We start from the raw sequence: 26072 nt of genomic DNA on the forward strand, positions 1-26072 counted from the left end.
CTCCTGAAATTATTTCGCCAGCCGTCCGTCGATGATGGAATCCGACAAGGGGGCAGGGCGCTCCGTCACCGTGGTGATGGTGACCGTCCGGCCGGTTTTGGCGGCGGTGTGGAAAGCTTCCATGACTTCGAGCACATGCAGCGCCAGGTCGCCATTGGCGCGATGTGGCCGGTTGGAGCGGATTGCATGCGCCATGTCGGCGACGCCAAGCGACCGGTAATTGCCCTCGGCATAGGGTGATGTGACCGGCTGATCCTCGAATGCGGCGCCCTTCTTCAGATATTCCACCGGGCCGCCAAATTTGTTCGGATCGGGAACGATCAACGTTCCTTCGGTGCCGTAGACTTCGAGCGGCACATGCTTGTGACCGGCGACATCGAAGCTCATGGCGATCTGGACAACGGCGCCGTTCTCAAAAGCCATCATGCCGGCAACATGGGTCGGCACATGGACTGGAATGCGTTCGCCGTTGCGCGGCGCGCTTGATATCAGCCGTTCGGACCGCGGCGTCGTCGCAAAGCCGGAGACTTGAGCAACCGGCCCGAGAAGATTGACGAGATCGGTGATGTAATAGGGACCCATGTCGAGCATCGGCCCGCCACCGACTTCGTAATAGAAGGCCGGGTTCGGATGCCAGCGCTCATGGCCGGGGCACATGAAGGTGGCCGAACCGCCGACCGGCTGGCCGATGGCGCCCTGGTCGATCAGGGCCCGCGCCGTCTGATGGCCGCCGCCGAGGAAGGTGTCGGGCGCCGCGCCGATGCGCAGATTGCGGGCGCGCGCCGCTTCGGCCAATTTTTTCCCTTCCGCGAAATTAATCCCGAGCGGCTTTTCCGAATAGGTGTGTTTGCCGGCTTCGAGCGCCTGCAGCGCGACAGCGACATGGGCTTTCGGGATCGTCAGATTGACGATGATCTCGACCTTGGGGTCGGCGAAAAGCTCCTCGACCGACCTGGCGGGAACGTTGAATTCGCGTGCCTTGGCTTCCGCCAGTTCCCGGTTGAGATCGGCGACGCCGCGGATGTCGAGAATAGGAAATGACGCCATTGCCGTGAGATAGGCGCCCGAAATATTGCCGCATCCGATGATGCCGATACCGACTTTATCCATAAACTCCTCCATTCATTGTGATTTTGTCGCTAGTCAGAGCGCCGGCCCGGTCGTGCTCCAGGGCGATTCGTAGAGCTCGTAGAGCGCCACCGCGGCGGCACCCTGCGCCCAGAAATCATCACTCGAATCGTCGAAGACGAGTTCGCTGACCCCCTTCAGCGAAGGCGGAATGGCGAGCGCATAGGCATCGCGCAGGCTGTTCAAAAAGGGTTCGCCAAGCGCCAGGCTCGACCCGACAAGAATGACCCGCGGCGGCGCAAACAGCGTGACGATATTGGCGATGGTCAATCCCACCGCTTCGCCGGCGCGAATGGCGGCGCTGATCAGCCGGTCGTCATCGGCCTTGATCAGCGCCTGGGCGTGGGTCATGCCGCGGCCGAGCCGGATTGCTTCGGCAAAACGCCCATCGGCCTGCTGTTCGCCGAGTATGGCGCTTTCGCCGGCCTGGCTGAACAGCCGCACGACGCCATTCGGCCCCATGCCGAGCACGAGATCGCCGAGATTGTGGCTGAGGCCGCCGGCACCACGAAACAGGCTGTTGCCGTGCAGAACGCCGAGACCCAGCGTCTGCTCCAATGAAATCAACACCATATCCTCGAGATCGCGCGCTTTGCCGAACCAGTGATGGCCGAGCGTGATGGCATGCGCGTCGCTTTCGACAATGGTCGGCGTTGCGAGCCGCGTCGACATCTCGGCGGCGAAATCGACATTGATGTCGCGGAAGATCGGGCTGCTTCTGATGTAGCCGGTGCGGTGCTCGATGACGCCGGGAAAGCCGAGGCAGACGCTGTCGACATCTTCGAGCGATAGCCCGGCGTCGACGACGCAACGCCGCACACCATCCTCGACGAGATCGGCGATGACGCCGATTGGCTGCCGGTCGATGCGGATCGGCAGCGCGAGCTTCGACAGCACGTCGCCGCGGAAATTGGTCACGACGAAGACCATCCGGTTGGCGGCGATTTTGCCGCCGACCACTCGCGCGGCGTCGGGATTGAGCTCCAGCGCCACGCGTGGCCTGCCGCGCACCGCTTCGTTGCGGATATCGCCTTCGTGGCGCGGCAGAATAAGCCCGTCGTCGAGCAGCGAAGCGGTGATGGCGGAAACCGTGGTGGTTGAGAGTTCGGTGCGTTCGCTGATCTCGATGCGCGAGATCGGCCCATGGCGCCGGACGGTATCAAGCACGTTCAAGCGATTGATCGCGCGCATCAATTCTGGATCTGCGGTCTTCATGAAAAACTAGCCGGCATCGTTCGTTGGGCGGAAGCCAATATTTTTAACGGGTTACGAAATAAATAGCAGGCAATCCCACGAGCCTGTCAAGCGCATTTGGTAAAAATAGCGCCTATTGGGTTGACATCCGACGAAAGCTCCGTTGAATTAATCCGCATAGGGGAAAAATTATGAGGATAGGTCCCCTGGGAGGAAAATCATGAAGTTCATGCTGAAGAACGCAGCATTCGGCGGCAGGCGTTTCGTATCCATGGCCGCGGCAGCCGGCATGCTGCTGGCGGGAGCAGGCGCTGCCTCGGCGACCACGGTGGTCAAATGGCTGCATCTCGAGCTCGACCCGAAAAATGTTGCGGCCTGGGAAGACATCGTCAAGAAATACGAAGCCCAGCATCCCGACGTCGACATCCAGATGCAGTTCCTCGAAAACGAGGCGTTCAAGGCCAAACTTCCGACGCTGTTGCAGTCCGACGACGTGCCGGATTTCTTCTATAGCTGGGGCGGCGGAGTGTTAAAGCAGCAGTCCGAGACCGGCGCTCTGCAAGATGTGACGGCAGCCCTCGACGCCGATGGCGGCAAACTGCGCAAGGCTTATACGCCGGCATCGGTCAAAGGCCTGACTTTCGAGGGCAAGACCTGGGCTATCCCCTATAAGGTCGGCCTGGTCAGCTTCTTCTACAATAAGGCGCTGTTTGCCAAGGCAGGCGTCAAGGCCGGGGACATCAAGAGCTGGGCTGATTTTCTCGACACGGTGAAGAAGATCAAGGCGGCCGGTATCGTGCCGATTGCCGGCGGCGGCGGTGAGAAATGGCCGATCCATTTCTATTGGAGCTATCTCGTCATGCGCGAGGGTGGCCAGAAGGTCTTCGACGCGGCCAAGAACGGTGAAGGTGAAGGCTTCCTCGATCCCGCTATCATCAAGGCCGGCGACGATCTCGCCGAACTCGGCAAGCTCGAACCGTTCCAGCCCGGCTATCTCGGCGCCACCTGGCCGCAGACGCTCGGCGTTTTTGGTGACGGCAAGGCTGCGATGATCCTCGGCTTCGAAAACACCGAAGCTAACCAGCGCAAGAATGCCGGTGACGGTAAGGGGCTAGCGACCGACAATATCGGCCGTTTTGCCTTCCCGGCGGTCGAGGGCGGCGCCGGCAAGCCGACCGATACGCTCGGCGGTTTGAACGGCTGGGCCGTCACCAAGAAGGCGTCCAAGGAAGCGATCGACTTCCTCGCATTCCTGACGAACGCGGAGAATGAGCGGGCAATGGCCAAGGCCGGCATGCTTCTGCCGGTTGCCGTCGGCGCCGGCGACGGTGTCACAAGCCCGCTGCTCGCCGAATCGGCCAAGCAGCTTGCGGGTTCGACCTGGCATCAGAACTTCTTCGACCAGGATCTCGGCGCCGCCGTCGGCCGCGTCGTCAACGACGTCTCGGTGGAAATCGTCTCTGGCCAGATGAATTCCAAGGACGGCGCCCAGATGATCCAGGACGCTTTCGAACTGGAACAATAACCAGCGCCCGCAGAGCCTTCCCGGCGCTCCTGCCAAAAGCGGCGGAGCGCCGGCATTGCTGCCGACGAACGAAAGCAGGATCCATGGCCAATATTTCAGTCCCCTCGATGACATCGGCTGCAAGGCCGGCCCGACGAGCCGCAAACCGGAAAAGCTCGGTCGCTCACGACCGGCTGGCCGTGCTATTGCTCTTCCTGCCGCCGGCGCTGCTGCTGTTCACGCTCTTCGTCATCATGCCGATGGGCGAGGCGGCCTGGTACAGCCTCTATAAATGGAATGGCTACGGCACGCCGACCGAGTTCATCGCCCTGCGCAATTTCCAGGTCCTGTTCAGAAATGCGGCATTTACCCAGGCACTGGTCAATAACGGCCTGATCATCGTCATCTCGATCTGCATCCAGGTGCCGCTCGCCATCTGGCTTGCCACCATGCTCGCCCACCGCATTCCCGGTGTCGTCGGCTACCGGCTGATCTTCTTCCTGCCCTATGTTCTGGCGGATGTCGCCGCCGGCCTGATCTGGCGCTTCGTCTATGACGGCGATTACGGCCTGTTTGCCGCCATTTCCAACTTCTTCGGCTTCGCCAACCCCTATGTGCTCGCCGACAAGGACGTGGCGATCTATGCCGTGCTCGGGGTCGTCGTGTGGAAGTATTTCGGCTTTCACATGATGCTGTTCATCGCCGGCCTGCAATCGGTCGACAAGAGCGTGCTTGAGGCGGCCGAGATCGACGGCGCCACCGGCTGGCAGAAATTCCGTTACGTCACCTTGCCGCTGCTCGGCTCGACCTTGCGCCTGTCGATCTTCTTTGCCGTCGTCGGCTCGCTGCAGCTCTTCGACATGATCATGCCGCTGACCGGCGGAGGACCGTCCAACTCCACCCAGACGATGGTCACCTTCCTCTACACCTATGGCGTCATGCGCATGCAGGTCGGTCTCGGCAGCGCCGTCGGCGTCGTGCTCTTCATCATCTGCGTGACGCTCGCCTTCGGTTACAAAAGGATCTTCATGCGCCATGACTGATATGAGCTCTTCCATCCGCATGCGCACATCGACCCGCATCTACCTCTACGTGTCGCTGAGCCTGATTGCCGCCATCGTGCTGATCCCGCTGCTGACGACAGCGCTTGGCGGCTTCAAGACGCTGGGCGACCTGCGCACCAATCCATTCGGCCTGCCGACCGAATGGCAGTGGACGAACTACACCGATATCCTCTTCGGCGAGCGTTACTGGCTGCAGATCGGCAATTCGCTTGTCATTGCAGCGCTCACCGTGCTGCTGACGCTGATCGTCTCGTCGATGGCGGCCTTTGCCTTTGCCCATGTCCGTTTCTTCGGCTCGTCCTTCCTGCTCAATTATTTCCTGCTCGGCCTGATGTTTCCGGCGGCGACCGCGATCCTGCCGCTCTTCATCCGCATTCGCGATCTCGGCTTGCTGAACACCTATTGGGGCGTGGTGCTGCCGCAGGTGGCCTTCGGCCTCGGCATGAGCATCCTCTTGTTCCGCAATTATTTCCGCAATCTGCCGGAGGAGTTATTTCAGGCGGCCTTCGTCGACGGCTGCGGTTATCTCCGGTTCTTCTGGCATATCTCGCTGCCGCTTTCGCGGCCGATCGTCGCCACCGTCAGCATCATTTCCTTCGTCGGCAGCTGGAACAGCTACATCTTGCCGCTGATCATGCTGAACTCGGAATCGAAATATCCCTGGCCACTCGGCATCATGGTCTATCGCGGCGAATACGGCACGGAATGGCAGCTGGTGCTGGCCTTCATCACGCTGACCATCCTTCCCACCATCATCGTCTTTTTCGTCGCCCAGCGGCACATCATCGCCGGCCTGACCGCAGGCGCCGTCAAGTCCTGAGCCGAACCATTGGAGTTGCAATCATGGCATCCGTTTCACTGCACGATGTAAGCAAGGCCTATGGCGCCGTCGACGTCATCCACGGCATTTCGCTTCATATCGAAGATGGCGAATTCGTTGCCCTGGTCGGGCCGTCCGGCTGCGGAAAATCGACGCTGTTGCGGATGATCGCCGGCCTGGAAGAGATCACCGACGGCGAGATCGCGATCGGCGGCAATGTCGTCAACGGCATGACGCCGCGCGAGCGCAATATCGCCATGGTCTTCCAGTCCTACGCGCTCTATCCGCATATGACCGTCGCCGAAAACATGGGCTTCAACCTGAAGCTTGCCGGCGTTCAGAAGCCTGAGATCGAGGCCCGCGTTGCTGAAGCCGCCCGCATGCTCGATCTCGCCCAGTTGCTCGACCGCAAGCCGGCCCAGCTTTCCGGCGGTCAGCGCCAGCGTGTCGCCATGGGCCGCGCCATCGTGCGCAATCCGGCCGTCTTCCTGTTTGATGAGCCGCTCTCCAACCTCGATGCTAAACTCCGCGTGCAGATGCGTTCGGAGATCAAGACGCTGCACCAGAAGGTGAAAACCACCTCGATCTATGTCACCCACGACCAGATCGAAGCAATGACGCTCGCTGACCGCATCGTCGTGCTCAACCAGGGCAGGGTGGAGCAGTCGGGGACGCCGCTCGAACTTTACAAGAAGCCGGCCAACCTCTTCGTCGCCGCCTTCATCGGCTCGCCGGCGATGAACATGCTTGAGGGTACTGTCGACGGTGAAAACGGTGCGCCCGCCGCCCGCCTCGAAGACGGCACGGCGATCCGCCTTGCGCCCGACCGCAGGGTCAGACCCGGCCAGGCCATCACCATCGGCCTGCGCCCCGAACATCTCGTTCCCGGCATATCGGCCGGCACGCCGCTCGCCGGCCGCACCATGCTGGTGGAACCCACAGGCGCCCAGACCCATGTGGTCTTCGATCTCGCCGGCCAGCAGGTGACCGCAATTGTCGACGGCGAATATCCTGCCCGCTACGGCGCCGTCTTCGAGGCAAGCATCGCCAGCGACCAGGTGCATGTCTTTGATCGCGGCAGCGGGATGGCGCTGTAAACGCGGTTAAGTCTGCTGGGGAACGGAGAGGGTGCGGCGCATCCTCTTCTCCACTCCGGGAGAAGGTGCCGGCAGGCGGATGAGGGGGCGGAACAGCACCCCCTCACGTAAATTCTATTCCGGCTCGCCGACGGAAATGTTGTGCCCAGCACCCCGAGCATGGTCGAGATGAGCCGGACGGTCGAAGCCCGCAGAGGGGTGAAGGAGAGACCGGCGATGCTGGCCCCCTCATCCGCCCTACGGGCACCTTCTCCCCGAGGGGAGAAGAGGGAATCGAGAGGGCGCGGCAGATACTGCTGCTGTCCTCCGTCGACGATTATTCCGCCGCGATCTTCGAGACGCCGTTGGTCTGGACGATCTTCTCCAGCAGCGCCAGTTCTTCCTGGGTGAGATCCGTCAAAGGCGGGCGCACGGGGCCTGGATTCTGTCCGAGGACGCGAAGCCCCGCCTTGATGATCGAGACAGCATAGCCCTTCTTGCGATTGCGCAAGGCGACGAAGGGGAAGAAGAAGCTTTTCAGGATTTCATCGACGGTCGCCTGGTCGCCGGTGCGCAAGGCGCCGTAAAAGCGCTGGGCGAGGGCAGGGACGAAGTTGAAAACTGCGGACGAGTAGGTCGTCACACCGGCGGCAAAATAGGCTTGCGCATAGACCTCGTGGGTCGGCATGCCACCGACATAGACGAGACGGTCGCCGAGCAGCGTGGTGATCTCGATGACCTTGTCGACATCGCCGACGCCGTCCTTGAAGCCGATCAGGTTCGGGCATTCCTCGGCGAGCCGCGCGATGCTCTCGGCGGTGAGGACGGCGTTGTCGCGGTTATAGACGATGACGCCGATGCCGACCGATTGGCAGACCGCCTTGACGTGGGCGATCAGGCCGGCCTGTTCGGCAAACATCAGATAGGGCGGGAGCAGCAGCAATCCGTCGGCGCCTGCCCTTTCGGCCGCCTGTGCGATTTCGATGGCAAGCGACGTGCCGTAGCCGGTTCCGGAGATGATCGGCGTATTGCCCGCCGATGCCTTGGCGGCTCGTACGACCTGCGGAATCTCGCTCGGATTGAGCGAGAAGAACTCCCCGGTGCCGCCGGCGGCAAACAGTGCGGCGGCGTCGTAACCGGCAAGCCACTCGACATGGCGGCGGTACTTCGCCTCGTCGAATTTCAGGTGGTCGTCGAAATGCGTGACCGGAAACGAGAGCAGGCCACTGCCGACGGCCTTCTTCAATTCAATCGGGTTCATCATCAAGTCCTATTCCTTGGGTGTTGAAAATCGGCGGCGTCAGGCGCTCTCGAGCACTTGCAGAAGCGCTGCGATATAGCCGTAGCAGAAGGCGAATGCGGTGGCGGACGGATCCTTGCCGCTGACGGTCGGCACATGGTCGGGCATCAGCATGTATTTGAAGCCGACTTCCTTGTAGATCCTGGCCGAGCGGACCATGTCCATGTCTCCTTCATCGGGGAAGGTCTCCATGAAGGAAAGCTTGCCGCCGCGAATATTGCGGAAGTGGACGTTGAAGATCTTGTCGCGCTGACCGAACCAGCGAATGACGTCGTCGATCTCCTCGCCGGGATTTTCGAGCATCTCGCCGATCGATCCCTGGCAGAAATTCAGGCCGTGATAGGCATTTTCGCGCATTAGCACGAACTTCTTCAGGCCTTCCACCGTGCCGAGCACCCGCGTGACGCCGCGATAGCCGGGCGGCGTATAGGGATCGTGCGGATGGCAGGCGAGCCTGACGCGGTTACTTTCGGCAACCGGCACGACCCTTTCGAGGAAATAGTCGATCCGTTCCCAGTTTTCGTCCTCGGAGAGCACGCCGGCAAGACCAGGTGCGGCCTGCTGATCGGTCTTGTCCCAGCGGAAGCTGGCATTCATCGAGCCGCCACGCCCCGGCTCATCCGGGGTGCGGGGAATGCCGATCAGGTTGAGATTGTATTTCACCGCCGGAATGCCAGCCTTCGCGACATTCTCGATCATGGTGCAGACCGCATCGATCTGCCGGTCGCGCTCGGGACCGGCGAGCAGAATATCGGGATAGGAGGCCCTCTCGATCGGCTGCGAGGGTAGGGGCAGCTGGATCATGTCGAGGATCAGGCCGAAGCTTTCGACCTTGTCGCGATGGCGCTCGATGTCGGCAAGTGTCCAGCTGCTCGGCTTTCCCGGCGGATCGGCGCTGATATGCTTGACGCCCAATTGCGCGAAGATCCGATAATCGTCGTCATCCCGCGCCGCCACCTGTGTTCCCAAATACATTAGAGACCCTCTCGAATTCAACAAGGTCATATGACATAATATGAATTCGAAAGGGTGTCGAGCCCTATTGCTGCTCCGCGAGCATTCGATAGCGCCTTTGGCTCGCCATCAAATGGGCGCGCATCGCTTGGCGCGCGCGGTCCGGATCCTGATCGGCGATCGCCGACAGGATCTCCACATGTTCGGCATGGACCTTTTGCAGATAGTCGCGGTCATTGGCTTCGGGCAGCGTCGGGAACTGCCCGCGCGGGATGGCGCGGGGGCCGAAATGGCGCAGCACGTCGACATAGAATCGATTGTTGGTGGCCGCGGCGATCGCCATGTGAAAGGCATAATCCGCCTCCACGGTTTGCTGTGCGCTCTCGATCAGCTGCGCCATTTTGCGGTTGGCCTCGCGGATCGCGGCCTCCTGTTCGGCGGTGCGACGATAGGCGGCAATCGCCGCCGCTTCGCCCTCGGTCGCCATGCGAAACTCCAGCAATTCAAGGGTTTCCGGAATGCTTTTGATTTCCACCGGCGTCAGCGACATCGCCGAATGGACCTTCGGATCCGCGACGAAAACGCCTTTGCCCTGGATCGGCCGGACGAAACCGGCAGCCCTCAGATCGGCGATGGCCTCGCGCACCACGGTGCGGCTGACGCCGAAGGTCGATTCGAGTTGCGGCTCGGTCGGCAGCTGGTCGCCGACGCGCAATTTCCCCGTCTCGATTTGTGCCCGCAGCTGATCGATGACCTGCTGCGCCAGTCTTTGCCGCCCACGGCTGAGTGTCGTCATTTTCTATTCCCCAGTTCCTTCGCCTCAAGTCTTCCGCACGGCTCTTGCAAATCGTTTTGGACTTCGATAAATCATAATACGACATACGGACGACATAATATGTCTCTTATAGTAATTCAGGGAGGAGTGACAATGAAGCATTTTTCTAAAGGCCTGTTCGTCGGCGCCGTCTTCGGTGCTCTGACGATCGCTGCGCCGCTCTCATACGCCGCCACGCCCAAGGACCAGCTGGTGATCGGAACATCATTGGCGCAGGTTCTGTCGCTCGATCCGCATCAGGCGACCGAGGGCAAGGCGGTCGAGATCATGTCGAACCTTTATGACCGGCTGGTCAACAGCACGCCTGATGGCAAGATCGTGCCGCAGCTCGCCGAAAGCTGGAAGGTCGACGACAAGGGCATCACCTTCACGCTGCGCCAGGCCAATTTCGCCTCCGGCAATCCTGTCACGGCAAAGGATGTCGTCTATTCGCTGGGGCGACTATTGAAGCTCGACCAGGCCGCCGCCGCCAACCTCAAGCGCATCGGTTATGACAAGACCAATGTCGACAAGCTTGTCACGGCGGTCGACGACAAGACCGTTCGCATTGATTTTTCCGGGCAGGTGACGGCGGAAATGCTGCTCTACCGGCTCGCGGCATCGACCACCAGCGTCGTCGACAGCGTCGAAGTGCAGAAGCATGTCACCGACAACGACTGGGGAAACGCCTGGATGCGCACGCACTCGGCCGGCTCCGGTCCGTTCACCCTGAACCGCTGGTCTCCTAACGAACTCGTGATCCTCGACGCCAACAAGGATTATGTCACCGGTGCTCCGAAGATGAAGCGCGTCATCGTCCGCCATGTTCCGGAAAGCCAGGTTGAGCGGCTGATGTTGGAGCGAGGCGACATCGATATCGCCAGCGCGCTGACCGCAGCCGATCTCGCGACCTTCAAGGACAAAGAGGGCTTTACCATTCAGCGCATCCCGACAGGCGGCTTCTACGTGCTGTCGATGAATGCCGGCAACCAGTATCTCTCCAACCCGAAGGTCCGCGAGGCGATCGCCTACGGCATCGATTACAAGGGCATCGAGAAGACCATCATGGGTCCTTACGGGCGGGCGAGAACCGTTCCCGTGCCAGAGAATTTCGAATCTGCGATCCCGAGCCCCGATTGGCATCTCGACGTCGAGAAGTCCAAGCAGCTGCTGGCTGAGGCAGGCTACAAGGACGGCTTCTCGCTGACGCTGAAGACGATCGCGCAGACGCCGCGCATCGATCTTGCCACCGCCATCCAGGCATCGCTTGCCCAGGTCGGCATCAAGGTCGATATCCAGCAAGGCAACGGCTCGGAAATCATCGCCGCCCACCGCGCCCGGGATTTCGACCTGCTGATCCCGCAGACCAGCGCCTACATGCCGAATGTGCTCGGATCGATGGAGCAGTTCTCGTCGAACCCGGACAATTCGAAGGAAGCCAACAATGCCGGCAACTTCGTCTGGCGCTCGGCCTGGGACATTCCGGAACTGACGGCTTTGACGGCCAAGGCTTCGATGGAGCCGGACGCGACGAAGCGCGGCGAGCTCTATGTTCAGATGCAGAACATGTTCGTCGAGCAGAAGCCGGCGGTGCTGCCGATGTTCGAGCGCTTCGAGCCGATCGTCCTGTCGAGCAAGGTTGAGGGATATGTCGGGCACCCGACCCAGCTGACGCGCCTCGAGAACGTCACGAAGTCCGAAACCCAGTAATACTCCCGAGGCCGCCGATCATGAAGGAACTCTCTGTAGCCGAATTTGGCCGACGCCTGGCGCATCTGCTCGTCAGCCTGTTCATCCTCTTGTGTGTGACCTTCGTAATCGGCCGCGTCCTGCCCACGGATCCCGTCGGCGCGATCGTCGGCGAACTCGCCGATCCCGCCGCCTATGCGGCGATGCGGACGCGCCTGGGGCTCGATCTGCCGATCTATCAGCAGTTCTTCCTCTATCTGAACGGCCTCGCCCATGGTGATTTCGGCACGGCTGTGCTCACCGGCAATCCCGTTTCTTCGGACCTCGCACAGGCCTTTCCCGCGACATTCGAACTTGCGACGCTGGCGGTGATCATTTCGACCTTCGTCGGCGTGCCGCTCGGCCTGGTCGCGGCGCTGTTTCGCGACAGCCTGATCGACAAGATCGCCCGGGTTGTCGCCCTCGTCGGCCATTCGATCCCGGTCTTCTGGTTCGGTATCGTCGGACTCGTCATCTTCTATGCCGGCCTGAACTGGGTCGGCGGGCCGGGCAGGGTTGACGTCTTCTACGAGGGGCTGGTCACACCGCAGACCGGTCTGCTGCTGGTCGACAGCCTGCTGCAGGGCGAGACCGAAATCTTCTGGAACGCGCTCGGCCACATCATTCTTCCGGCCATCATCCTTGCCTATGCGGCGATGGCATACATCACCCGCATGACCCGCAGCTTCACGCTGGAGCAGCTGAGCCAGGATTATGTCATTGCCGCCCGCGCCAAGGGTGTCAGCCCGACCGGCACGGTTCTGCGCCATGTCCTGCCGAATATTGCGGTGCAGCTGATCACCATCCTTGCCATTTCCTATGGCGGGCTGCTCGAAGGCGCCGTCGTCACCGAGATCGTCTTCTCCTGGCCGGGCATCGGCCAATATATGACGAACGCGCTGATGATCGGAGACATGAACGCTATCGTCGCAGCCACCATCATCGTTGGATTCATCTTCATGTTCCTGAACTTCCTGGCCGATGTCGCCTACGCCCTGCTCGATCCGCGCATGCGGGAGGCGACCCGATGAGCGACGCCGTCAACAGCGAGATCCGGATCCGCCCGCCGAGCATGCCGAGCCGCGTTGCCGCCTCGTTCGGGCGCGCCGGCCGCAAACTGGCCGACGAGCCGCTCGGTCTTGCCGGCTTCGTCATTCTCGGTCTGCTTTGCATCGTCGCGATTTTCGCGCCGCTTCTGGCGCCCTACGATCCCACAATCCAGGCGCTTGGTGATGCCTTGCAGCCTCCAAGCCTTGCGCATCTGGCCGGCACCGACGAATTCGGCCGCGATATTTTGAGCCGCCTGATCTTCGGCACCCGCATCACCATCCAGACAGTGCTGTCGGTGTCCCTGATCGTCGGGCCGATCGGATTGCTGATTGGCGTCGTCGCCGGCTTCTTCGGCGGCAATACCGATGCCTTGCTGATGCGCGCCACTGATATCGTGCTCTCTTTCCCCTCGCTGATCCTGGCGCTCGCCTTTGCCGCCGCGCTCGGCGCCGGTCTCGGCACGGCGATCATTGCTATCTCGCTGACGGCCTGGCCGCCGATTGCAAGGCTTGCCCGCGCCGAAGCGCTGGTCGTCAGAAATGCCGATTATGTGGTCGCCGCCCGCCTGTACGGCGCTTCGCCGCTGCGCATCCTGCTGCTTTATATCGCGCCCATGTGCATTCCATCGGTGATCGTCCGGCTGACCCTCAACATGGCGGGCATCATCCTGACGGCTGCCTCGCTCGGCTTCCTTGGCCTCGGCGCCCAGCCGCCGGCGCCCGAATGGGGTGCGATGATCTCCAACGGCCGCAAGTTCATGCTCGATTACTGGTGGGTTGCCGTCATGCCCGGTATCGCCATCCTGCTGACCAGCCTTGCCTTCAACATCGCCGGAGATGCTCTGCGCGACATTCTGGATCCGCGGCATGCCAGATCGTGAAAAGAAAGATCGTGACATGCAAGATCTTCAACCCGTTCTCTCCGTCAAGGATTTGACCGTCCGCTTCGGACGGGGTGCTGTGCCCGCGGTCTCCAGTGTCAGCTTCGATGTCGGGCGCGAACGTGTCGGCATCGTTGGCGAATCCGGTTCCGGCAAGTCGACGACCGGGCGCGCTGTCATGCGCCTGTTGCCGCCGGCTGCGATCGTCTCCGCCGAACGCCTCGATCTTGCCGGAAGTTCGCTGCTTGCCAAGACCGAGCGCCAGATGGGGACGCTGCGCGGCAAGGATATCGCGCTGATCATGCAGGATCCGCGTTATTCCCTGAACCCGGTGCTGTCGATCGGCAAGCAGATCGGCGAGGCCGCCCGTCTTCACCTCGGCCTTCGCGGCACTCAGGCGCGGGATGCCGTCCGCGCCATGCTGGAGCGCGTGCGCATCAGCGATCCCGATCGGGTCATGGCGCTTTATCCCCACCAGATATCGGGCGGCATGGGCCAGCGCGTGATGATCGCCATGATGCTCTTGGCGCGGCCGAAGCTCGTCATCGCCGACGAACCGACCTCGGCGCTCGATGTCAGTGTCCGAAAGGACGTGCTGCTGCTGCTCGACGAGCTGGTGCGCGAAAACAATTCCGGCCTGCTTTTGATCAGCCATGACATCCGCATGGTCGCGGCCTTCTGCGAACGCATCATCGTCATGTATGCCGGCCGCATTGTCGAGACGCTGACCAGTCTTGAGGAGGCCCGCCATCCCTATACCCGCGGGCTGATATCGGCGCTGCCCGACCCGAAGAACCCGGTTCGCCGGCTCGCCGTTCTCGACAGGGCGAAACTCGATCTGGAGACGGCGCAATGATCAATGTCCGTGATCTCGATGTCGTCTTTTCCGCCGGCAAATCCAGCAACCATGTCATCAGGGGCATCAGCTTTCAGGTCAGTCCGGGCGAGACGCTCGGCATCGTCGGCGAATCCGGCTGCGGCAAATCGACGGTGCTGCGTTGCCTCGCCGGAATGGAGGCCGGTTGGACCGGTCAGATCGAGCTTGGCGGCAAACCGATCGGCAAGACGCGCTCGCGCGAGGAACTGACGTCGGCACAGATGGTGTTTCAGGATCCTTACGGCTCGCTGCATCCCCGCCATCGCATCGGCACGGCGCTTGCCGAGCCGCTGCGCGCCATGCGCCATGCCGATATCTGGTCGAAAGTCGAAAGGGCACTGATCCAGGTGGGGCTGCCGGCCAGCTTCGCCAATCGTTTTCCGCATGAGCTTTCCGGCGGCCAGCGGCAGCGCGTGGCGATCGCCCGGGCGCTGATCCTGTCGCCGCCCATCCTGCTGCTCGACGAGCCGACATCGGCGCTCGACGTCTCCGTCCAGGCCGAAATCCTCAATCTGCTGGCCGATCAGCGTGAGGAAAAGGGGCTGACCTATCTGCTCGTCAGCCACGATCTCGCAGTGATCGCCCATATGTGCGACCGGGTGCTGATCATGAAGAACGGCGGCTTCGTCGACGAACTGACCAAGGAGGATCTGCAGGCCGGCACCACCCATGATGCCTATGCGCGCGAGCTGTTCGAGGCGAGCTTCATCGCGGCTTGATAACCTCTGCCTCTTGCCGTTGCTGTCCGGTTCGCACCGATCGCTCTTGCCCCTCACCCTACCGACCGGGGTCGAGCCATCCGATCCGTCCTTCGGACCCCCGTAAACGGGGCGAGGGGACGTGCCATGTGAGAGGTGGACAACGGACGGCGGCATGTCTCTTCGCACGTTTACGGGGAGAAGGTGCCGGCAGGCGGATGAGGGGCGGGTGCCCGCAATCTCTCGGCCGAGATCATCAGCGATCTGCCGGCGCCGCAGCAGGCCGGCTGACAGCCGCCACACTGCTCCTTTCGACGAGATGGCAGGCAAGCTCGACACGGCGGCGCGGCGCGGCAAGGCCGAGCATCATGTCGCGCAGGAGATCGAGCGCGGTGGCGCCGAGTTCTCGCATCGGAATATGCACGCTCGACAGCGGCGGATTGAGAAAGGCCGATTGCGGCAGGTCGTCGATGCCCATGACGGAGATGTCCTGTGGTACCGCATATCCCATCGCCTGTAATCCACGCATGGCGCCATTGGCAAGGCTGTCGCCCGCCGTCAGGACGGCGGTGAAGGAAAGGCCCTTGTCGCGCACGAGGCGGGTGATGGCCTCGGCGCCGAGTTCCGGCAGCCAGTCATCGACCTCGAGCACCAGCGCGGCATTGGCCTTAAGCCCGTGATGCAGCAGGGCATCACGCCAGCCCTCCAGGCGCCGCTCGATCGTCCGCCGGCCCGGGCGCAGCATGAAAAGGATCTGTCGATGCCCGGCCCTGATCAGCCGCTCGGCGGCAATGAAGGCGGCCGAGCGGTTGCAGGGCGTCACGCTCGAAAGCCGCATATAGGGATCGTCGGTATTGACCAGCACGACAGGTTTCCCCAAGCCTGCGGCCGCCGCCAGCATATCCTCCTCGTCGACGGTCAGGATCAGCATGCCGCCAAAGCCAGAATCGTCTCGCATCTCGGCGATGACCCGAGCTTCGTCCGCCTTGTCGGCGACCGGGCGCATCGCCATCTCGATGCCGAGGGCGGCCGCGCGCGCATTCAAGCCCTCGAGAACGTAGAGGGTGAACTGGTTGCGGACATAATCGATCATCGCCGCGCCGGAGGCGACGAGCATCACCTTCTTGCCGGCGACACTGGCCGGCAGCGCGTAACTGACGGCACTTGCCGTTTCCAGCACCAGCTTGCGGATCTCGGGTCTGACGCCCTTTTCACCGGCGAGCGCCCGGGAGACGGTGCTGATTGATACGCCGCAGCGGGCGGCGATGTCGTCGAGGCGCGTGCGCCTGCCTTTCTTTTGGTCCGGGGCCATGTCGGTTTCCTCGCTCCCACTCCTTTATGCAAAAATCTTTCAGATTGCGCAAATGGAATGCCTATGCACAATTGCCGATGAGGAGTCCGTGACACCAGGCAAAGCAGGGAGGCTTTGAAGATGCGGCTTGACCGCCATCCATGCGACGGCGTTTTTTCGGAAATCCCAAGGCCGGAGCAGATTTCAGATGGCCGCTGAGCAAGCCCGTCTCCGCCGCGATACCGCAAAGAATAGCCCGATCGTCTACTGGCAGCTCGGCCAGCTCTCGCAGGCGCGCTACGATGTCACCGACCGTCCGATGGAAGGCAGGATGGATCCGTTTTTCTTCGTCACCAAGACGAAGAACTTCATTCCGCATGAATATCCCTGCCGCACCGACTTCAAGGCTGCCTTTTCCGGCCGGCGGCCGCAGCCAGCTGCCGAGTTCGAGGTCGTCCGCTGGTGGCTGCCCTTTGCCTCGCCGCGTGTCGACCTCTCCGGCTTCTGGTTTCGCCCGACACGTATCGGCTGCTGGGCGCGCACCTTCCTCGATGCCCGCACGGCCGGGCCAGCTGACCTCCGCCTGTCGACCTGCGGCGGCGCCATCCTCTTCGTCAACGGCGCCGAACAGGGCTTCATGGCGCCTTACGAGCGCAATCTGGAAGCCGAGCAGACCTTCGAGGTCGAGCTTGTCGCCGGCCTCAACGAGATCCGCGTCTATTTCGACGATCTCGCCGAGCGCGACGCCCGCTTCTATTTCCAGCTGGATTATCTCGACGGACCGGAAGTCGAAACATCACTTCCCGTTCCGATCGCCGCCGATGAAGCGGATCGGCTGGAGGCGATCCTCGAAGGCATGCGCTTCGACCGCACCGCCTATCTCGGCGAGGACGTGGCGATCCTGTTTCCCGCGCCCCTGCCGGTGGCGCTGCGCTGCCATGTCGAGATCGAAGGCGACTTCATGTCGACCGAGCGCTTCGACTATGATTTCCCGCTGGAGAAAGCCGCAACCAAGCTGGCGCTCGGAAGCTCGGGGGATATGCCCGCCGATTTCCGCCATTTCCGCATCACCTTCAAAACAGGCGAACTTTCGCTCGGCCGCACGCTCGGCGTCGAGATCTGTCACCCCCAACGCCAGGGGCAAGCGCCCGCTGTGCTGGCGGATCGCGTCTCCGAGGCGCTTGCCGAAGTCGCCGCCCATTCCGAACCCGACACGGTCTGCGCTTTCGCCCGTCTTGCCCTGGGGCAGGGCGGCGAGGAGACCGAGGCGATGATTTCGGCTATGCTGCCGGTCATCGAGGATTGTCACGACTGCGCCGATTTCGTGCTGGTGCCGCTGCTCTTTGCCTATACGCGCTGGAGCGATTTGCTCTCACCGGCGCTACGCGACAGAATCGAGCAGGCGGTCCTCAATTACCGCTATTGGATGGACGAGCCGGGCAACGACGTTCAGTGGTATTTTTCGGAAAACCATGCGCTGCTCTTCCATACCGCCGCTTATCTCGGCGGCAGGCTGTTTTCCGATGCCATCTTCGTCCGCTCCGGCCGCACCGGCGCTGAGCAGATGAAGGTCGGCGAAGAGCGGGTCCGCGCCTGGCTCGATCATTTCGAACGCTGGGAAATGGCCGAGTGGAATTCCGTTCCCTATTTCCCGATCGACCTGAAGGGCCTGACGGCGCTCGCCGCTTGCGCGCCGGATGATACGATCCGCGCCCGGGCCAATGCCAGCATCGTCCGCTTGATGGAAATCGTCGCCCGCTCGGCCCATCACGGCATGCTGACCGGCAGCCAGGGCCGCTCCTACGAACATACGCTGCGCCCAGGCCGCTCGGTCGAGCTGTCGGCCATCGCCCGGCTGCTCTGGGGCCGCGGCTGGTACGGCCGGCGCGTCCATGCGCTGCCGCAGCTTGCCGTCTGCATCCGCGATCACGGCCTGCAGTTCCCCGAGGCGCTCGCCGAAATCGCCGCGCACCAGTCCGACGACGCGCAGGAATGGACCTTCTCCCAGGGCGAAAATCGGTTCGCCGCCCTCTATCACTACAAGACGCGCGACACCGCGCTCGGCACCATCGCCCATTACCGCCCCGGCGCCTGGGGCTATCAGGAGACGGTGCTGCATCTGCGCCTCGGCGACCGGCCGGAAGCGCAGATCTGGATCAACCATCCCGGCGAAACCATCCAGTTCGGCTACGGCCGGCCGAGCTTCTGGGGCGGCTGCGGAACGCTGCCGCGTGTGCATCAATATCGCGATCTAGCGATCCTCGATTTCGAGATCCACGCGGGCCAGCCTGATTTCACCCATGCCTGGTTTCCGCTCGAAGCCTTCGACGAAACGGTGGTCGATGCCAATCTGGCGCTCGCCCGCTCCGGCGGCGGCGTCGCCATGCTGATCGGCAACGGAGCGCTGGAGCCGGTGAAGCAGGGCCCGACCGCGGATGTCGAGCTGCGGCTTGCCGGCCGCCGGGGCCGCTGGATCGTCCGTCTCTCCGATCTCGGCCGCGAAGGCGGTCTTGACGGCATGCGGGAGCGTTTCGCCAGCCTTGTGGCCCGCCGCACTAATGGGGGCGCATTGATCGTTGTCGATCCGGATTATGGCGAGGTCGTCTTCGAAGAGGACGGCACGGTGCGCGCCGAAGGCCGCATTCTTCGTCCCTCGGACTGGTCGGTGCGGGGAGACGCGGTACATCTAAAGATACCGGGCAGGCAGCTTCGCCGCGCCGCCTCGTAAACGATGCCCGGCAGGTGGAGGACCGGCCGGACCTGCTGCATAATTCCTTAAATCGGAATCGATTTAAGGATAAAATTATGCAGCAATTCAAAGTGTTACAGCGTCCTTTGCGCGTCTGAAAAGACGCGCGGCGCTGTAGGAATTTATCGGTCAAGAGGAGGAGAAAATGACCAGAATGAAATCGATCGGCGCGGCCTTTGCCGCGGTTCTGTTGAGTTCCGTGGCTGCCCATGCCGGCGACGTGCGCATCATGTGGTATTCCGATGGCGGCGAAGGCGCTGTCATCAAGGACTTGCTGTCGCGCTTCTCCAAGGCCAATCCCGACGTCAACGTCATCCTCGACGAAGTCTCCTACGATGTCGTCAAGGAACAGCTGCCGGTGCAGCTCGAAGCCGGCAAGGGGCCCGACATCGCCCGCGTCACCAATCTGAAGGCGCAGGCGCAGCACTGGCTCGATCTTCGCCCGCTGCTGGCCGATGCGAAATATTGGGACGACAATTTCGGCGCCCAGGCCGACTGGATGCGTCCCGACGGCTCGAACGCCATTACCGGCTTCATGACCCAGCTGACGCTGACCGGCGGCTTCGTCAACAAGACGCTGTTCGAGCAGGCCGGTGTCGAAATCCCCGGCCCGAAGGCCACCTGGGATGATTGGGCAGCGGCCGCCAAGAAGGTCGCCGACAGCCAGAAGGTCTTCGCCATGGCGATCGACCGCTCCGGCCACCGCGTCTCCGGCCCTAATATTTCCTACGGCGCCAACTACATCGGCTCCGACGGCAAGCCGGCGCCAATCGATCAGGGCGCCAAGGAGTTCCTCAGCCGCTTCGTCAAGTGGAACGAGGAGGGCATCGTCAACAAGGATGTCTGGGTGAGTGCGGCCGGCACCACCTATCGCGCCGCGGCCGAGGACTTCATCAATGGCGGCCTTGCCTATTATTACTCCGGCAGCTGGCAGATTTCGGCCTTCGCCCAGAAGATCGGCGACAGTTTCGACTGGGTGATGGCGGGAAGCCCGTGCGGCACGGCCGCCTGCACCGGCATGCTGGGCGGCGCCGGTTTGGTCGCCGTCAAATACACCCAGAACCCCAAGGACGTCGCCAAGGTAATGGACTACCTGGCAGGCGCCGACGTGCAGAAGGAATTTGCCGAGCGCAGCCTGTTCATTCCGGCGCATAAGGGTGTGGCCGCCGGCCAGATGGACTTCAAGACCGACAATCAGCATGTGCAGGCGGCGCTGAAGGCCTTCGTCGAATCGTCCGGCCAGACGGCCGCACCCGCAGTCAAACTGCCGGGCTGGAAGTGGTCGGACGCCTATTACAGCGCCATCGTCGCCCGCATCAGCCAGGTGATCGCCGGCGAAATGAAGCTTGACGACGCCTATGCCCGCATCGACGAGGACATCAAGGCCAAGGTCGCCGGCAACTGACGGAACAGCGCATGGCGGGAAAGACGGTTTCTTCCGAACCACCGGCAAAGGCCGGTCTGCGGCAGGCGCTCTCAGCGCCTGTCCGGCTTGTCATGGGGCTGGTCGACATCCCCATGCGCGCCTGGCAGAAGCTGACGGGGCTGAACGGCATGGCGGGCGTCTTCCTGGCGCCCAACATGCTGATCTTCACTGTCTTCGTGCTCCTGCCGCTGGTCATCAACTTCATCTATTCGACGACCAGCGGCAGCGCCATTTTCCTGCCGAACAGAACCTATGTCGGTGCCGAACAGTACCGCATCCTCTTCGACTGCGGCTCCTATCTCGACCCCTCGACCTGCGCGGCCGACACCTTCTGGGCGGCCGTGCGCAACACCGCCGTCTTCGTCGTCTTCCAGGTCACGGCGATGCTGATCGCGGCACTGGCGACGGCCTTGATCCTCAACCGCGAGCTGTCCAATCGCGGCTTCTGGCGCGCCGTCTTCTTCTTCCCGGTGCTGTTGTCGCCTGTTGTCGTCGGGCTGATCTGGAAATGGATCCTGCAGCGCGAGGGGCTGTTGAACTATGCGTTGAGCCCCTTCGGCTTCGAGCCCTTCTCCTGGCTCAGCGACCGTTTCTGGGCCTTCTTCTTCGCCGTCTTCGTCTCGGTCTGGGCGCATATGGGCTTTTATGCGCTGATTCTGCTTGCCGGCCTGCAGGCGATCCCGAAGGATCTCTATGAGGCGGCAGCGATGGACAAGGCGAGCCCGACCCGCATCTTCCGCCGCATCACCCTGCCGCTTTTGATGCCGAACCTGATCGTCGTCCTGGTTCTGGCGCTGATCCGCGCCGTGCAGATCTTCGACGAGGTCTTCGTGCTCACAGGCGGCGGGCCGGGCACGAGCACCATGTACATCACCCAGTATATTTATGAGACCGGCTTTGCGAGTTCCTTGCGCAATCCGGGGCTTGCATCGGCCGCCTCGATCCTGATGGGCATCGTGCTCGTCATCCTGACGCTGATCCAACTCAGCGCCAGCAATCGCAACGAGAAGAAGGGGAAACGCCAATGAGCGCCGTCGGCACCTTTCTCCTCCGCCGCCGCGGCGGCCGGGGCTGGCACTGGACTGACGTCGTCACCTGGATCTGGCTGATCTCGGGCGTCTTCCTGATGTTCGGCCCAGCCGTCTGGCTGGTCTTCTCCTCCTTCAAGACGCCGGCGGCCCTTGCCGAATTCCCGCCCTCCGTCCTGCCCTATGTCACCGAACAGACTGTCGTGCCTGGCCACGACAAGCCATTGCCGCTCTATAACGTTGTGATGCCGGATGGCAGCAGCCGCGTGCTCGCCGAAGTCCGCCGCATCGGCATCATGGGCCAGATGGTCGATCCGAAACAGCCGGGTGAAATCGTCAAGGTCAATATCAAGGACCGCACGCCGGTGCGTAAGGTCGAATTCGCTGCCGGCAATTACACAGAACCGTTCCAGCGCTTCGATTTCTTCCTGTTCCTGCGCAACTCTGTCTTCGTCACGGTGACGGCGACGGCAATCACGCTGATCGTCAATTCCATGGCCGCCTTCGCCCTGTCGAAATACCAGTTTCCCGGCCGCACCGCCGTCATGCTGATGATCCTGGCGACGCTGATGGTGCCGCTCTCGGTCATCGTCGTGCCGCTCTATTCCGTCATCGGCACGTTGAACCTGTTCGACAGTCTCTGGGGCGTCATCCTGCCGACGGTGGCCACTCCGACCGGGGTTTTCCTGCTGCGGCAATATATGCTGACCATCCCCGACGAGCTGATCGACGCGGCGCGCATGGACAAGGCCAGCGAATGGCAGATCTACTGGCGCATCATCCTGCCGCTGTCAGCACCCGCCCTTGCGGTGCTGGCGATCTTCTCGGTCGTCTGGCGCTGGAACGATTTCCTCTGGCCGCTGATCGTGCTGTCGCGCAAGGAACTCTATACGCTGCAGGTCGGCCTCAACGTCTATGCCGGCGAACTCAATGTGCAATGGCATTATATCCTCGCCATGACCGTCGTCTCGATGATCCCGGTGGTGCTGATCTTCGTCTTCCTGCAGCGCTTCATCACCACGGGCATTGCCGGCTCCGGACTGAAATAAGATGACACAGGAGAGTGCATGAGCGGCCTTGAGCTCAGAAACATCGTCAAGAATTTCGGCGCCGTCGAGGTCATCCGCGATGTCTCGCTTGCCGTCAATGACGGCGAGTTCGTCGCCTTCGTCGGCCCGTCCGGCTGCGGAAAATCGACCCTGCTGCGCCTGATCGCCGGCCTCGATAAGCCGACGGGCGGCAACATCGCCATCGATGGCAAGGATGTGACCGAGATCGGCGCCGCCGACCGCGGCCTTGCCATGGTCTTCCAGTCCTATGCGCTCTATCCGCATATGAGCGTGCGGGAGAACCTGGCCTTCGGTCTCGAGAATACCAAGGTGGCGAAACCCGAGATCGAAGCGCGCATCACCGACGCCGCCCGCATGCTGGAGATCGAGCCTTTCCTGCAGCGCCGTCCGGGCCAGCTCTCCGGCGGCCAGCGCCAGCGCGTCGCGATCGGCCGCGCCATCGTCCGCCGCCCGGATGCCTTCCTGCTCGACGAACCACTTTCCAATCTCGACGCAGAACTCAGGGTCAGCATGCGCGCCGAACTCGCGGCCCTTCACGCGCGGCTGAAGGCGACGATGATCTACGTCACCCATGACCAGGTCGAGGCGATGACGCTTGCCAACCGCATCGTCGTGCTGAGAAGCGGCCGGATCGAACAGGTCGGAACACCGCTGGAACTCTATAACAGCCCGGCCAACCGCTTCGTCGCCGGCTTCATCGGCGCACCGCACATGAATTTCCTGGAAGGCTCGATCATCGGCCACGAGAACGGTTATGCCGAGGTCGAAACCGTCGGCGGCCACCGTCTTTCAGTCACTGCCCGGGAGACGCGCCCGGCGGGTGAAAGGGTTAGCATCGGCATCCGGCCGCAACACATCACCCTGGCCGATGGAGCCGCCGCAGGCCGGCTGGACACCCGCGTCACCCTTGTCGAGGAACTGGGCTCGGAGACCGTTGTCCACGCCGACGCATCAGGCAAGAAACTGATCGCGGTCTTTGCCGGCCAGCAGAAGATGAAATCGGGCGACAGCCTGCCGCTGCATCTCGATCCCGCCGTGCTGCATCTCTTCGCCGAGGATGGCCGGCGTCTGTCCTAAGGCGGCATTGCTAATCGCAAAAGAGAGGATTAATTCCAGAAGAGTTTTTAGTACCGAAATTGCGAGAATTGAGGATTTCGTGATGACGATATTTCGAGATTTATTGATTGTTCTGTTTGTAGCATTTTCTTTCTGTGCTGGTGCTTATATTTACTCTCCTCCCTATCGCCCGAATTACATTTTCGCGGAGCCGAATTATTTGAATTCTTATTTTTGGAGGAACGGTGAGGGGAAATTTTGGTTTAAGGATGTTTTGAAAAATAGTGAATACAAATTCGACAAGGTATGTTTGTCCGGCGAAGGTGGAACTCCACCGTATGAACTAAGAAACTCGAAACTGGTCTCAGGCGTTGAATTGAATGATCCTCTGAGCATGAGTTATTTCAGCATGTACCTGCTTGGAGAAGGATCCTATTCGGTAATGAACTTCGATCCTTTGGATTTCGGAATTGATTGGCCATTTAGCGGTTGTCAGCCTATCGAAGGATTAACCTTGGAGATTCACGCAAGAAATGGATACGCGGGAATTACTTACAAAATAATGCGCAAGACATAGATCATGATGGCGGTTTTGCCGAGGTCGAAACCGTCGGCGGCCACCGTCTTTCAGTCACTGCCCGGGAGACGCGCCCGGCGGGTGAAAGGGTCAGCATCGGCATCCGGCCGCAACACATCACCCTGGCCGATGGAGCCGCCGCAGGCCGGCTGGACACCCGCGTCACCCTTGTCGAGGAACTGGGCTCGGAGACCGTCGTCCACGCCGACGCATCAGGCAAGAAACTGATCGCGGTCTTTGCCGGCCAGCAGAAGATGAAATCGGGCGACAGCCTGCCGCTGCATCTCGATCCCGCCGTGCTGCATCTCTTCGCCGAGGATGGCCGGCGTCTGTCCTGACACAAGACAAGGAAAAAGGCCCGCGCCGAAGCGCGAGCCCGCCCAATCTTCATTTCAGGACAGCTTTAGTGGCTGTTCTTGTGGCTTTGTTGACCAGCCTTTACATGCTGCTCATGGCTGCCGCCGCGGGTTCCGCTGGACTGCGCGTCGCGGCCGCCTGAAGAGGCGCTGCGGGTATTGGAGTCGTTCTTGTGACTCTGCTGCCCGGCTTTGACGTGCTGTTCGTGGGTTCCACCTTGGTTTGCCATTTGGTTTCTCCTTGGTTTTATCAACTGAGGCCACGTCGACCTCGTGTGAACAACCTCGCTTCGGCGCGAGCGTTCCGCATTTTAACATTTCGTGATCTCATCCCGAAACGGGGAGATGAGGAAGCGGACCGGGCGGGTAGGGAGCTCGCCTGCCGTTTCGTTGGCCCTCGGGAGAACGCGGAAAAATCCCGAGGTTCTCCAGCACCGCCGCGTCCGCTTGGCGCGGCCCGCAACCTCGCTTCGCAAACCAGCTATCGGCGAAAAGGTTCCGGAAAATCAGCCGCATCCGCCCCCCTTCACGGCCATGCGACTCTTTCCAAATGGGTGCGGCGCTCTAACTTAAAGGGCAGTTAATGAAAGGAGAAAACCATGACCGACGCACCGAAAACGGCGACCCCGGCGCGAAGAGTCCTGCGTGGCCGCCCCTACAGCTTCAGCGAATTCGCCAGGAAATACCGGCTGGACGACAAGGAGGCCAAACGCCTCTATGAGAAGTTCGGCCCCTCCGCCACCGAACTCGATCTGCTGATGGCGGCAAAGCGGCGCCCGCCAGGGCTGCCCACCAGTCTCGATTCCTGACCGCCGCGATGCGGAGGCGAACGGGAGGCTGCCTTTGCGGGGCGGTTGTCTACAGCGTCGAGGGTGAGCCCCTCCGCGTCGGTCTCTGCCATTGCGCCGATTGCCGCAAAACGAGCGGTTCAGCCTTTGTCTTCTTCGCCGTCTGGCCGCGCCCGGCTTTTTCCCACACCGGCCAGATCGCCACTTTCGCCGGCCGCAGCTTCTGCCCCGCCTGCGGCGGTAGGCTCTTCTGCCTGCAGGAGAAGTCGGTGGAAGTCCGGCTCGGTTCCCTCGACAATCCCCCGACCGACCTTGAACCGAATTATGAACTCTGGATCAAGCGGCGCGAAGCGTGGCTGCATCCGCTGCCGGGTGCGGATCAATATGCCGAGGATGCCGAGTGACCGGCGCCGAGGCGTGTCGTTTGTCACGCGTCAGCTCTTTGGTTTCCCGATGTCATCATTGGGAAAAACGCTGCGCAGTTTCGCACGATAGGCTCCGCCGCGTCGAAACTTGAGTTTTCTCACCAATATTTCATTTCACCCGTCGGCAATTCCGTGCCAGTTCGGCGGCGACGCTAATTCCCGGTTCATCTGCGGTGTGATTAGTTCACTGCAGGGCCGAGGCGGCCACTGACTGATCGA

Annotated in this window: 23 protein-coding genes and 1 pseudogene; 17 read left to right on the top strand and 7 right to left on the bottom strand. The window is 61.8% G+C overall.

Annotated elements, in window-relative coordinates; translation table 11 throughout:
* Window positions 1-9: 9 nt before the first annotated feature.
* Together C4N04_RS06370 and C4N04_RS06375 are read right to left on the bottom strand one after the other, a co-directional pair.
* A complete protein-coding gene (locus C4N04_RS06370) occupies window positions 10-1110 on the bottom strand; it encodes a Gfo/Idh/MocA family oxidoreductase (RefSeq protein WP_009996613.1) in 1101 nt (366 codons plus the stop codon).
* Between the two features lie 33 nt (window positions 1111-1143).
* Window positions 1144-2343, bottom strand: a complete 1200-nt coding sequence (locus C4N04_RS06375) for an ROK family transcriptional regulator (protein ID WP_077993734.1) — start codon at window positions 2341-2343, stop codon at window positions 1144-1146.
* Window positions 2344-2542: 199 nt separating this feature from the next.
* Here C4N04_RS06375 and C4N04_RS06380 point away from each other — a divergent pair, with 199 nt between their 5' ends.
* The 4 genes from C4N04_RS06380 (at window position 2543) to ugpC (C4N04_RS06395) (ending at window position 6807) form a co-directional block, all read left to right on the top strand.
* Window positions 2543-3847 carry an extracellular solute-binding protein gene (locus C4N04_RS06380; protein WP_106795613.1) on the top strand — a complete coding sequence of 435 codons (1305 nt, stop codon included), beginning with the start codon at window positions 2543-2545 and terminating at the stop codon, window positions 3845-3847.
* A gap of 83 nt (window positions 3848-3930) precedes the next feature.
* Window positions 3931-4869 (top strand): sugar ABC transporter permease, encoded by a 939-nt coding sequence (locus C4N04_RS06385; protein ID WP_009989437.1) that lies wholly within the window; start codon window positions 3931-3933, stop codon window positions 4867-4869.
* Window positions 4862-5710 (top strand): carbohydrate ABC transporter permease, encoded by an 849-nt coding sequence (locus tag C4N04_RS06390; protein WP_038688829.1) that lies wholly within the window; start codon window positions 4862-4864, stop codon window positions 5708-5710. Before C4N04_RS06385 ends, C4N04_RS06390 begins: the two co-directional genes overlap by 8 nt.
* A gap of 23 nt (window positions 5711-5733) precedes the next feature.
* Window positions 5734-6807 (top strand): sn-glycerol-3-phosphate ABC transporter ATP-binding protein UgpC, encoded by a 1074-nt coding sequence (gene ugpC, locus C4N04_RS06395; RefSeq protein WP_106795614.1) that lies wholly within the window; start codon window positions 5734-5736, stop codon window positions 6805-6807.
* 316 nt (window positions 6808-7123) lie between these two features.
* Here the strand turns inward: ugpC (C4N04_RS06395) and kdgD are convergent, their stop codons facing one another.
* The 3 genes from kdgD to C4N04_RS06410 form a co-directional block, all read right to left on the bottom strand.
* Window positions 7124-8050 (bottom strand): 5-dehydro-4-deoxyglucarate dehydratase, encoded by a 927-nt coding sequence (gene kdgD, locus C4N04_RS06400; protein WP_106795615.1) that lies wholly within the window; start codon window positions 8048-8050, stop codon window positions 7124-7126.
* Window positions 8051-8086: 36 nt separating this feature from the next.
* Window positions 8087-9061 (bottom strand): mannonate dehydratase, encoded by a 975-nt coding sequence (locus C4N04_RS06405; protein ID WP_106795616.1) that lies wholly within the window; start codon window positions 9059-9061, stop codon window positions 8087-8089.
* A 64-nt stretch (window positions 9062-9125) separates the two neighbouring features.
* A complete protein-coding gene (locus C4N04_RS06410; RefSeq protein WP_106795617.1) occupies window positions 9126-9836 on the bottom strand; it encodes a FadR/GntR family transcriptional regulator in 711 nt (236 codons plus the stop codon).
* Between the two features lie 132 nt (window positions 9837-9968).
* On the opposite strand from C4N04_RS06410, the gene C4N04_RS06415 reads away from it, so the two are divergent.
* Genes C4N04_RS06415 through C4N04_RS06435 form a run of 5 tightly spaced genes read left to right on the top strand, consistent with a single transcriptional unit; the run spans window position 9969 to window position 15108 of the window.
* On the top strand, window positions 9969-11564 hold the full coding sequence (locus C4N04_RS06415; RefSeq protein ID WP_106795618.1) for an ABC transporter substrate-binding protein: 1596 nt from the start codon (window positions 9969-9971) through the stop codon (window positions 11562-11564).
* 20 nt (window positions 11565-11584) lie between these two features.
* Window positions 11585-12613 (top strand): ABC transporter permease, encoded by a 1029-nt coding sequence (locus C4N04_RS06420; RefSeq protein WP_038688838.1) that lies wholly within the window; start codon window positions 11585-11587, stop codon window positions 12611-12613.
* Window positions 12610-13512 carry an ABC transporter permease gene (locus C4N04_RS06425; RefSeq protein WP_106795619.1) on the top strand — a complete coding sequence of 301 codons (903 nt, stop codon included), beginning with the start codon at window positions 12610-12612 and terminating at the stop codon, window positions 13510-13512. The genes C4N04_RS06420 and C4N04_RS06425 overlap by 4 nt, the downstream gene beginning before the upstream one ends.
* Window positions 13513-13528: 16 nt before the next feature.
* A complete protein-coding gene (locus tag C4N04_RS06430; protein WP_106795620.1) occupies window positions 13529-14368 on the top strand; it encodes an ABC transporter ATP-binding protein in 840 nt (279 codons plus the stop codon).
* Window positions 14365-15108 (top strand): ABC transporter ATP-binding protein, encoded by a 744-nt coding sequence (locus C4N04_RS06435; RefSeq protein ID WP_106795621.1) that lies wholly within the window; start codon window positions 14365-14367, stop codon window positions 15106-15108. Before C4N04_RS06430 ends, C4N04_RS06435 begins: the two co-directional genes overlap by 4 nt.
* Before the next feature lie 235 nt (window positions 15109-15343).
* Here C4N04_RS06435 and C4N04_RS06440 read toward each other — a convergent pair whose 3' ends face one another.
* Window positions 15344-16399, bottom strand: a complete 1056-nt coding sequence (locus C4N04_RS06440) for a LacI family DNA-binding transcriptional regulator (protein WP_106795622.1) — start codon at window positions 16397-16399, stop codon at window positions 15344-15346.
* Window positions 16400-16586: 187 nt separating this feature from the next.
* Here C4N04_RS06440 and C4N04_RS06445 point away from each other — a divergent pair, with 187 nt between their 5' ends.
* From C4N04_RS06445 to C4N04_RS06470, 6 genes and pseudogenes are all read left to right on the top strand, one after another.
* On the top strand, window positions 16587-19106 hold the full coding sequence (locus tag C4N04_RS06445; protein ID WP_106795623.1) for a hypothetical protein: 2520 nt from the start codon (window positions 16587-16589) through the stop codon (window positions 19104-19106).
* Between the two features lie 166 nt (window positions 19107-19272).
* Entirely contained in the window at window positions 19273-20532 is a 1260-nt protein-coding gene (locus C4N04_RS06450; protein ID WP_096762740.1) for an ABC transporter substrate-binding protein, read from the top strand.
* A gap of 11 nt (window positions 20533-20543) precedes the next feature.
* Entirely contained in the window at window positions 20544-21581 is a 1038-nt protein-coding gene (locus C4N04_RS06455; RefSeq protein ID WP_096762741.1) for a sugar ABC transporter permease, read from the top strand.
* Entirely contained in the window at window positions 21578-22630 is a 1053-nt protein-coding gene (locus C4N04_RS06460) for a carbohydrate ABC transporter permease (protein WP_096762742.1), read from the top strand. The genes C4N04_RS06455 and C4N04_RS06460 overlap by 4 nt, the downstream gene beginning before the upstream one ends.
* An 18-nt stretch (window positions 22631-22648) precedes the next feature.
* Window positions 22649-23728 (top strand): sn-glycerol-3-phosphate ABC transporter ATP-binding protein UgpC, encoded by a 1080-nt coding sequence (gene ugpC, locus C4N04_RS06465; protein ID WP_106795624.1) that lies wholly within the window; start codon window positions 22649-22651, stop codon window positions 23726-23728.
* 525 nt (window positions 23729-24253) lie between these two features.
* Window positions 24254-24622 (top strand): annotated as a pseudogene (locus C4N04_RS06470) (TOBE domain-containing protein); the annotation flags it as partial.
* Between the two features lie 65 nt (window positions 24623-24687).
* On the opposite strand, the gene C4N04_RS06475 reads toward C4N04_RS06470, so the two are convergent.
* Complete coding sequence (locus tag C4N04_RS06475) at window positions 24688-24870, bottom strand: hypothetical protein (protein WP_004673791.1); 183 nt, start codon at window positions 24868-24870, stop codon at window positions 24688-24690.
* A gap of 369 nt (window positions 24871-25239) precedes the next feature.
* Between C4N04_RS06475 and C4N04_RS06480 the strand changes: the two genes are divergently transcribed.
* Both C4N04_RS06480 and C4N04_RS06485 read left to right on the top strand, forming a co-directional pair.
* Window positions 25240-25449 carry a hypothetical protein gene (locus C4N04_RS06480; RefSeq protein WP_009993527.1) on the top strand — a complete coding sequence of 70 codons (210 nt, stop codon included), beginning with the start codon at window positions 25240-25242 and terminating at the stop codon, window positions 25447-25449.
* A gap of 8 nt (window positions 25450-25457) precedes the next feature.
* Window positions 25458-25832, top strand: coding sequence for a GFA family protein (locus C4N04_RS06485; protein WP_106795625.1), 375 nt, complete (start codon window positions 25458-25460; stop codon window positions 25830-25832).
* Window positions 25833-26072 lie beyond the last annotated feature (240 nt).

Origin of the sequence: Rhizobium sp. H4, assembly GCF_003013335.1 — a bacterium.
GTDB classification, from domain to species: Bacteria; Pseudomonadota; Alphaproteobacteria; order Rhizobiales; family Rhizobiaceae; genus Rhizobium; species Rhizobium sophoriradicis.

Bases quoted from the DNA above. Each gene is read 5' to 3' on its own strand.
- C4N04_RS06450 (WP_096762740.1), top strand. From the start codon at position 19,273: ATGACCAGAATGAAATCGATCGGCGCGGCCTTTGCCGCGGTTCTGTTG.
- ugpC (WP_106795624.1), top strand. From the start codon at position 22,649: ATGAGCGGCCTTGAGCTCAGAAACATCGTCAAGAATTTCGGCGCCGTC.
- C4N04_RS06425 (WP_106795619.1), top strand. From the start codon at position 12,610: ATGAGCGACGCCGTCAACAGCGAGATCCGGATCCGCCCGCCGAGCATG.
- C4N04_RS06475 (WP_004673791.1), bottom strand. From the start codon at position 24,870: ATGGCAAACCAAGGTGGAACCCACGAACAGCACGTCAAAGCCGGGCAG.
- C4N04_RS06435 (WP_106795621.1), top strand. From the start codon at position 14,365: ATGATCAATGTCCGTGATCTCGATGTCGTCTTTTCCGCCGGCAAATCC.
- C4N04_RS06440 (WP_106795622.1), bottom strand. From the start codon at position 16,399: ATGGCCCCGGACCAAAAGAAAGGCAGGCGCACGCGCCTCGACGACATC.
- C4N04_RS06480 (WP_009993527.1), top strand. From the start codon at position 25,240: ATGACCGACGCACCGAAAACGGCGACCCCGGCGCGAAGAGTCCTGCGT.
- C4N04_RS06420 (WP_038688838.1), top strand. From the start codon at position 11,585: ATGAAGGAACTCTCTGTAGCCGAATTTGGCCGACGCCTGGCGCATCTG.
- C4N04_RS06405 (WP_106795616.1), bottom strand. From the start codon at position 9,061: ATGTATTTGGGAACACAGGTGGCGGCGCGGGATGACGACGATTATCGG.
- C4N04_RS06415 (WP_106795618.1), top strand. From the start codon at position 9,969: ATGAAGCATTTTTCTAAAGGCCTGTTCGTCGGCGCCGTCTTCGGTGCT.
- C4N04_RS06370 (WP_009996613.1), bottom strand. From the start codon at position 1,110: ATGGATAAAGTCGGTATCGGCATCATCGGATGCGGCAATATTTCGGGC.
- C4N04_RS06460 (WP_096762742.1), top strand. From the start codon at position 21,578: ATGAGCGCCGTCGGCACCTTTCTCCTCCGCCGCCGCGGCGGCCGGGGC.
- C4N04_RS06485 (WP_106795625.1), top strand. From the start codon at position 25,458: ATGCGGAGGCGAACGGGAGGCTGCCTTTGCGGGGCGGTTGTCTACAGC.
- C4N04_RS06380 (WP_106795613.1), top strand. From the start codon at position 2,543: ATGAAGTTCATGCTGAAGAACGCAGCATTCGGCGGCAGGCGTTTCGTA.
- C4N04_RS06445 (WP_106795623.1), top strand. From the start codon at position 16,587: ATGGCCGCTGAGCAAGCCCGTCTCCGCCGCGATACCGCAAAGAATAGC.
- C4N04_RS06455 (WP_096762741.1), top strand. From the start codon at position 20,544: ATGGCGGGAAAGACGGTTTCTTCCGAACCACCGGCAAAGGCCGGTCTG.
- C4N04_RS06390 (WP_038688829.1), top strand. From the start codon at position 4,862: ATGACTGATATGAGCTCTTCCATCCGCATGCGCACATCGACCCGCATC.
- C4N04_RS06410 (WP_106795617.1), bottom strand. From the start codon at position 9,836: ATGACGACACTCAGCCGTGGGCGGCAAAGACTGGCGCAGCAGGTCATC.
- C4N04_RS06375 (WP_077993734.1), bottom strand. From the start codon at position 2,343: ATGAAGACCGCAGATCCAGAATTGATGCGCGCGATCAATCGCTTGAAC.
- ugpC (WP_106795614.1), top strand. From the start codon at position 5,734: ATGGCATCCGTTTCACTGCACGATGTAAGCAAGGCCTATGGCGCCGTC.
- C4N04_RS06385 (WP_009989437.1), top strand. From the start codon at position 3,931: ATGGCCAATATTTCAGTCCCCTCGATGACATCGGCTGCAAGGCCGGCC.
- C4N04_RS06430 (WP_106795620.1), top strand. From the start codon at position 13,529: ATGCAAGATCTTCAACCCGTTCTCTCCGTCAAGGATTTGACCGTCCGC.
- kdgD (WP_106795615.1), bottom strand. From the start codon at position 8,050: ATGATGAACCCGATTGAATTGAAGAAGGCCGTCGGCAGTGGCCTGCTC.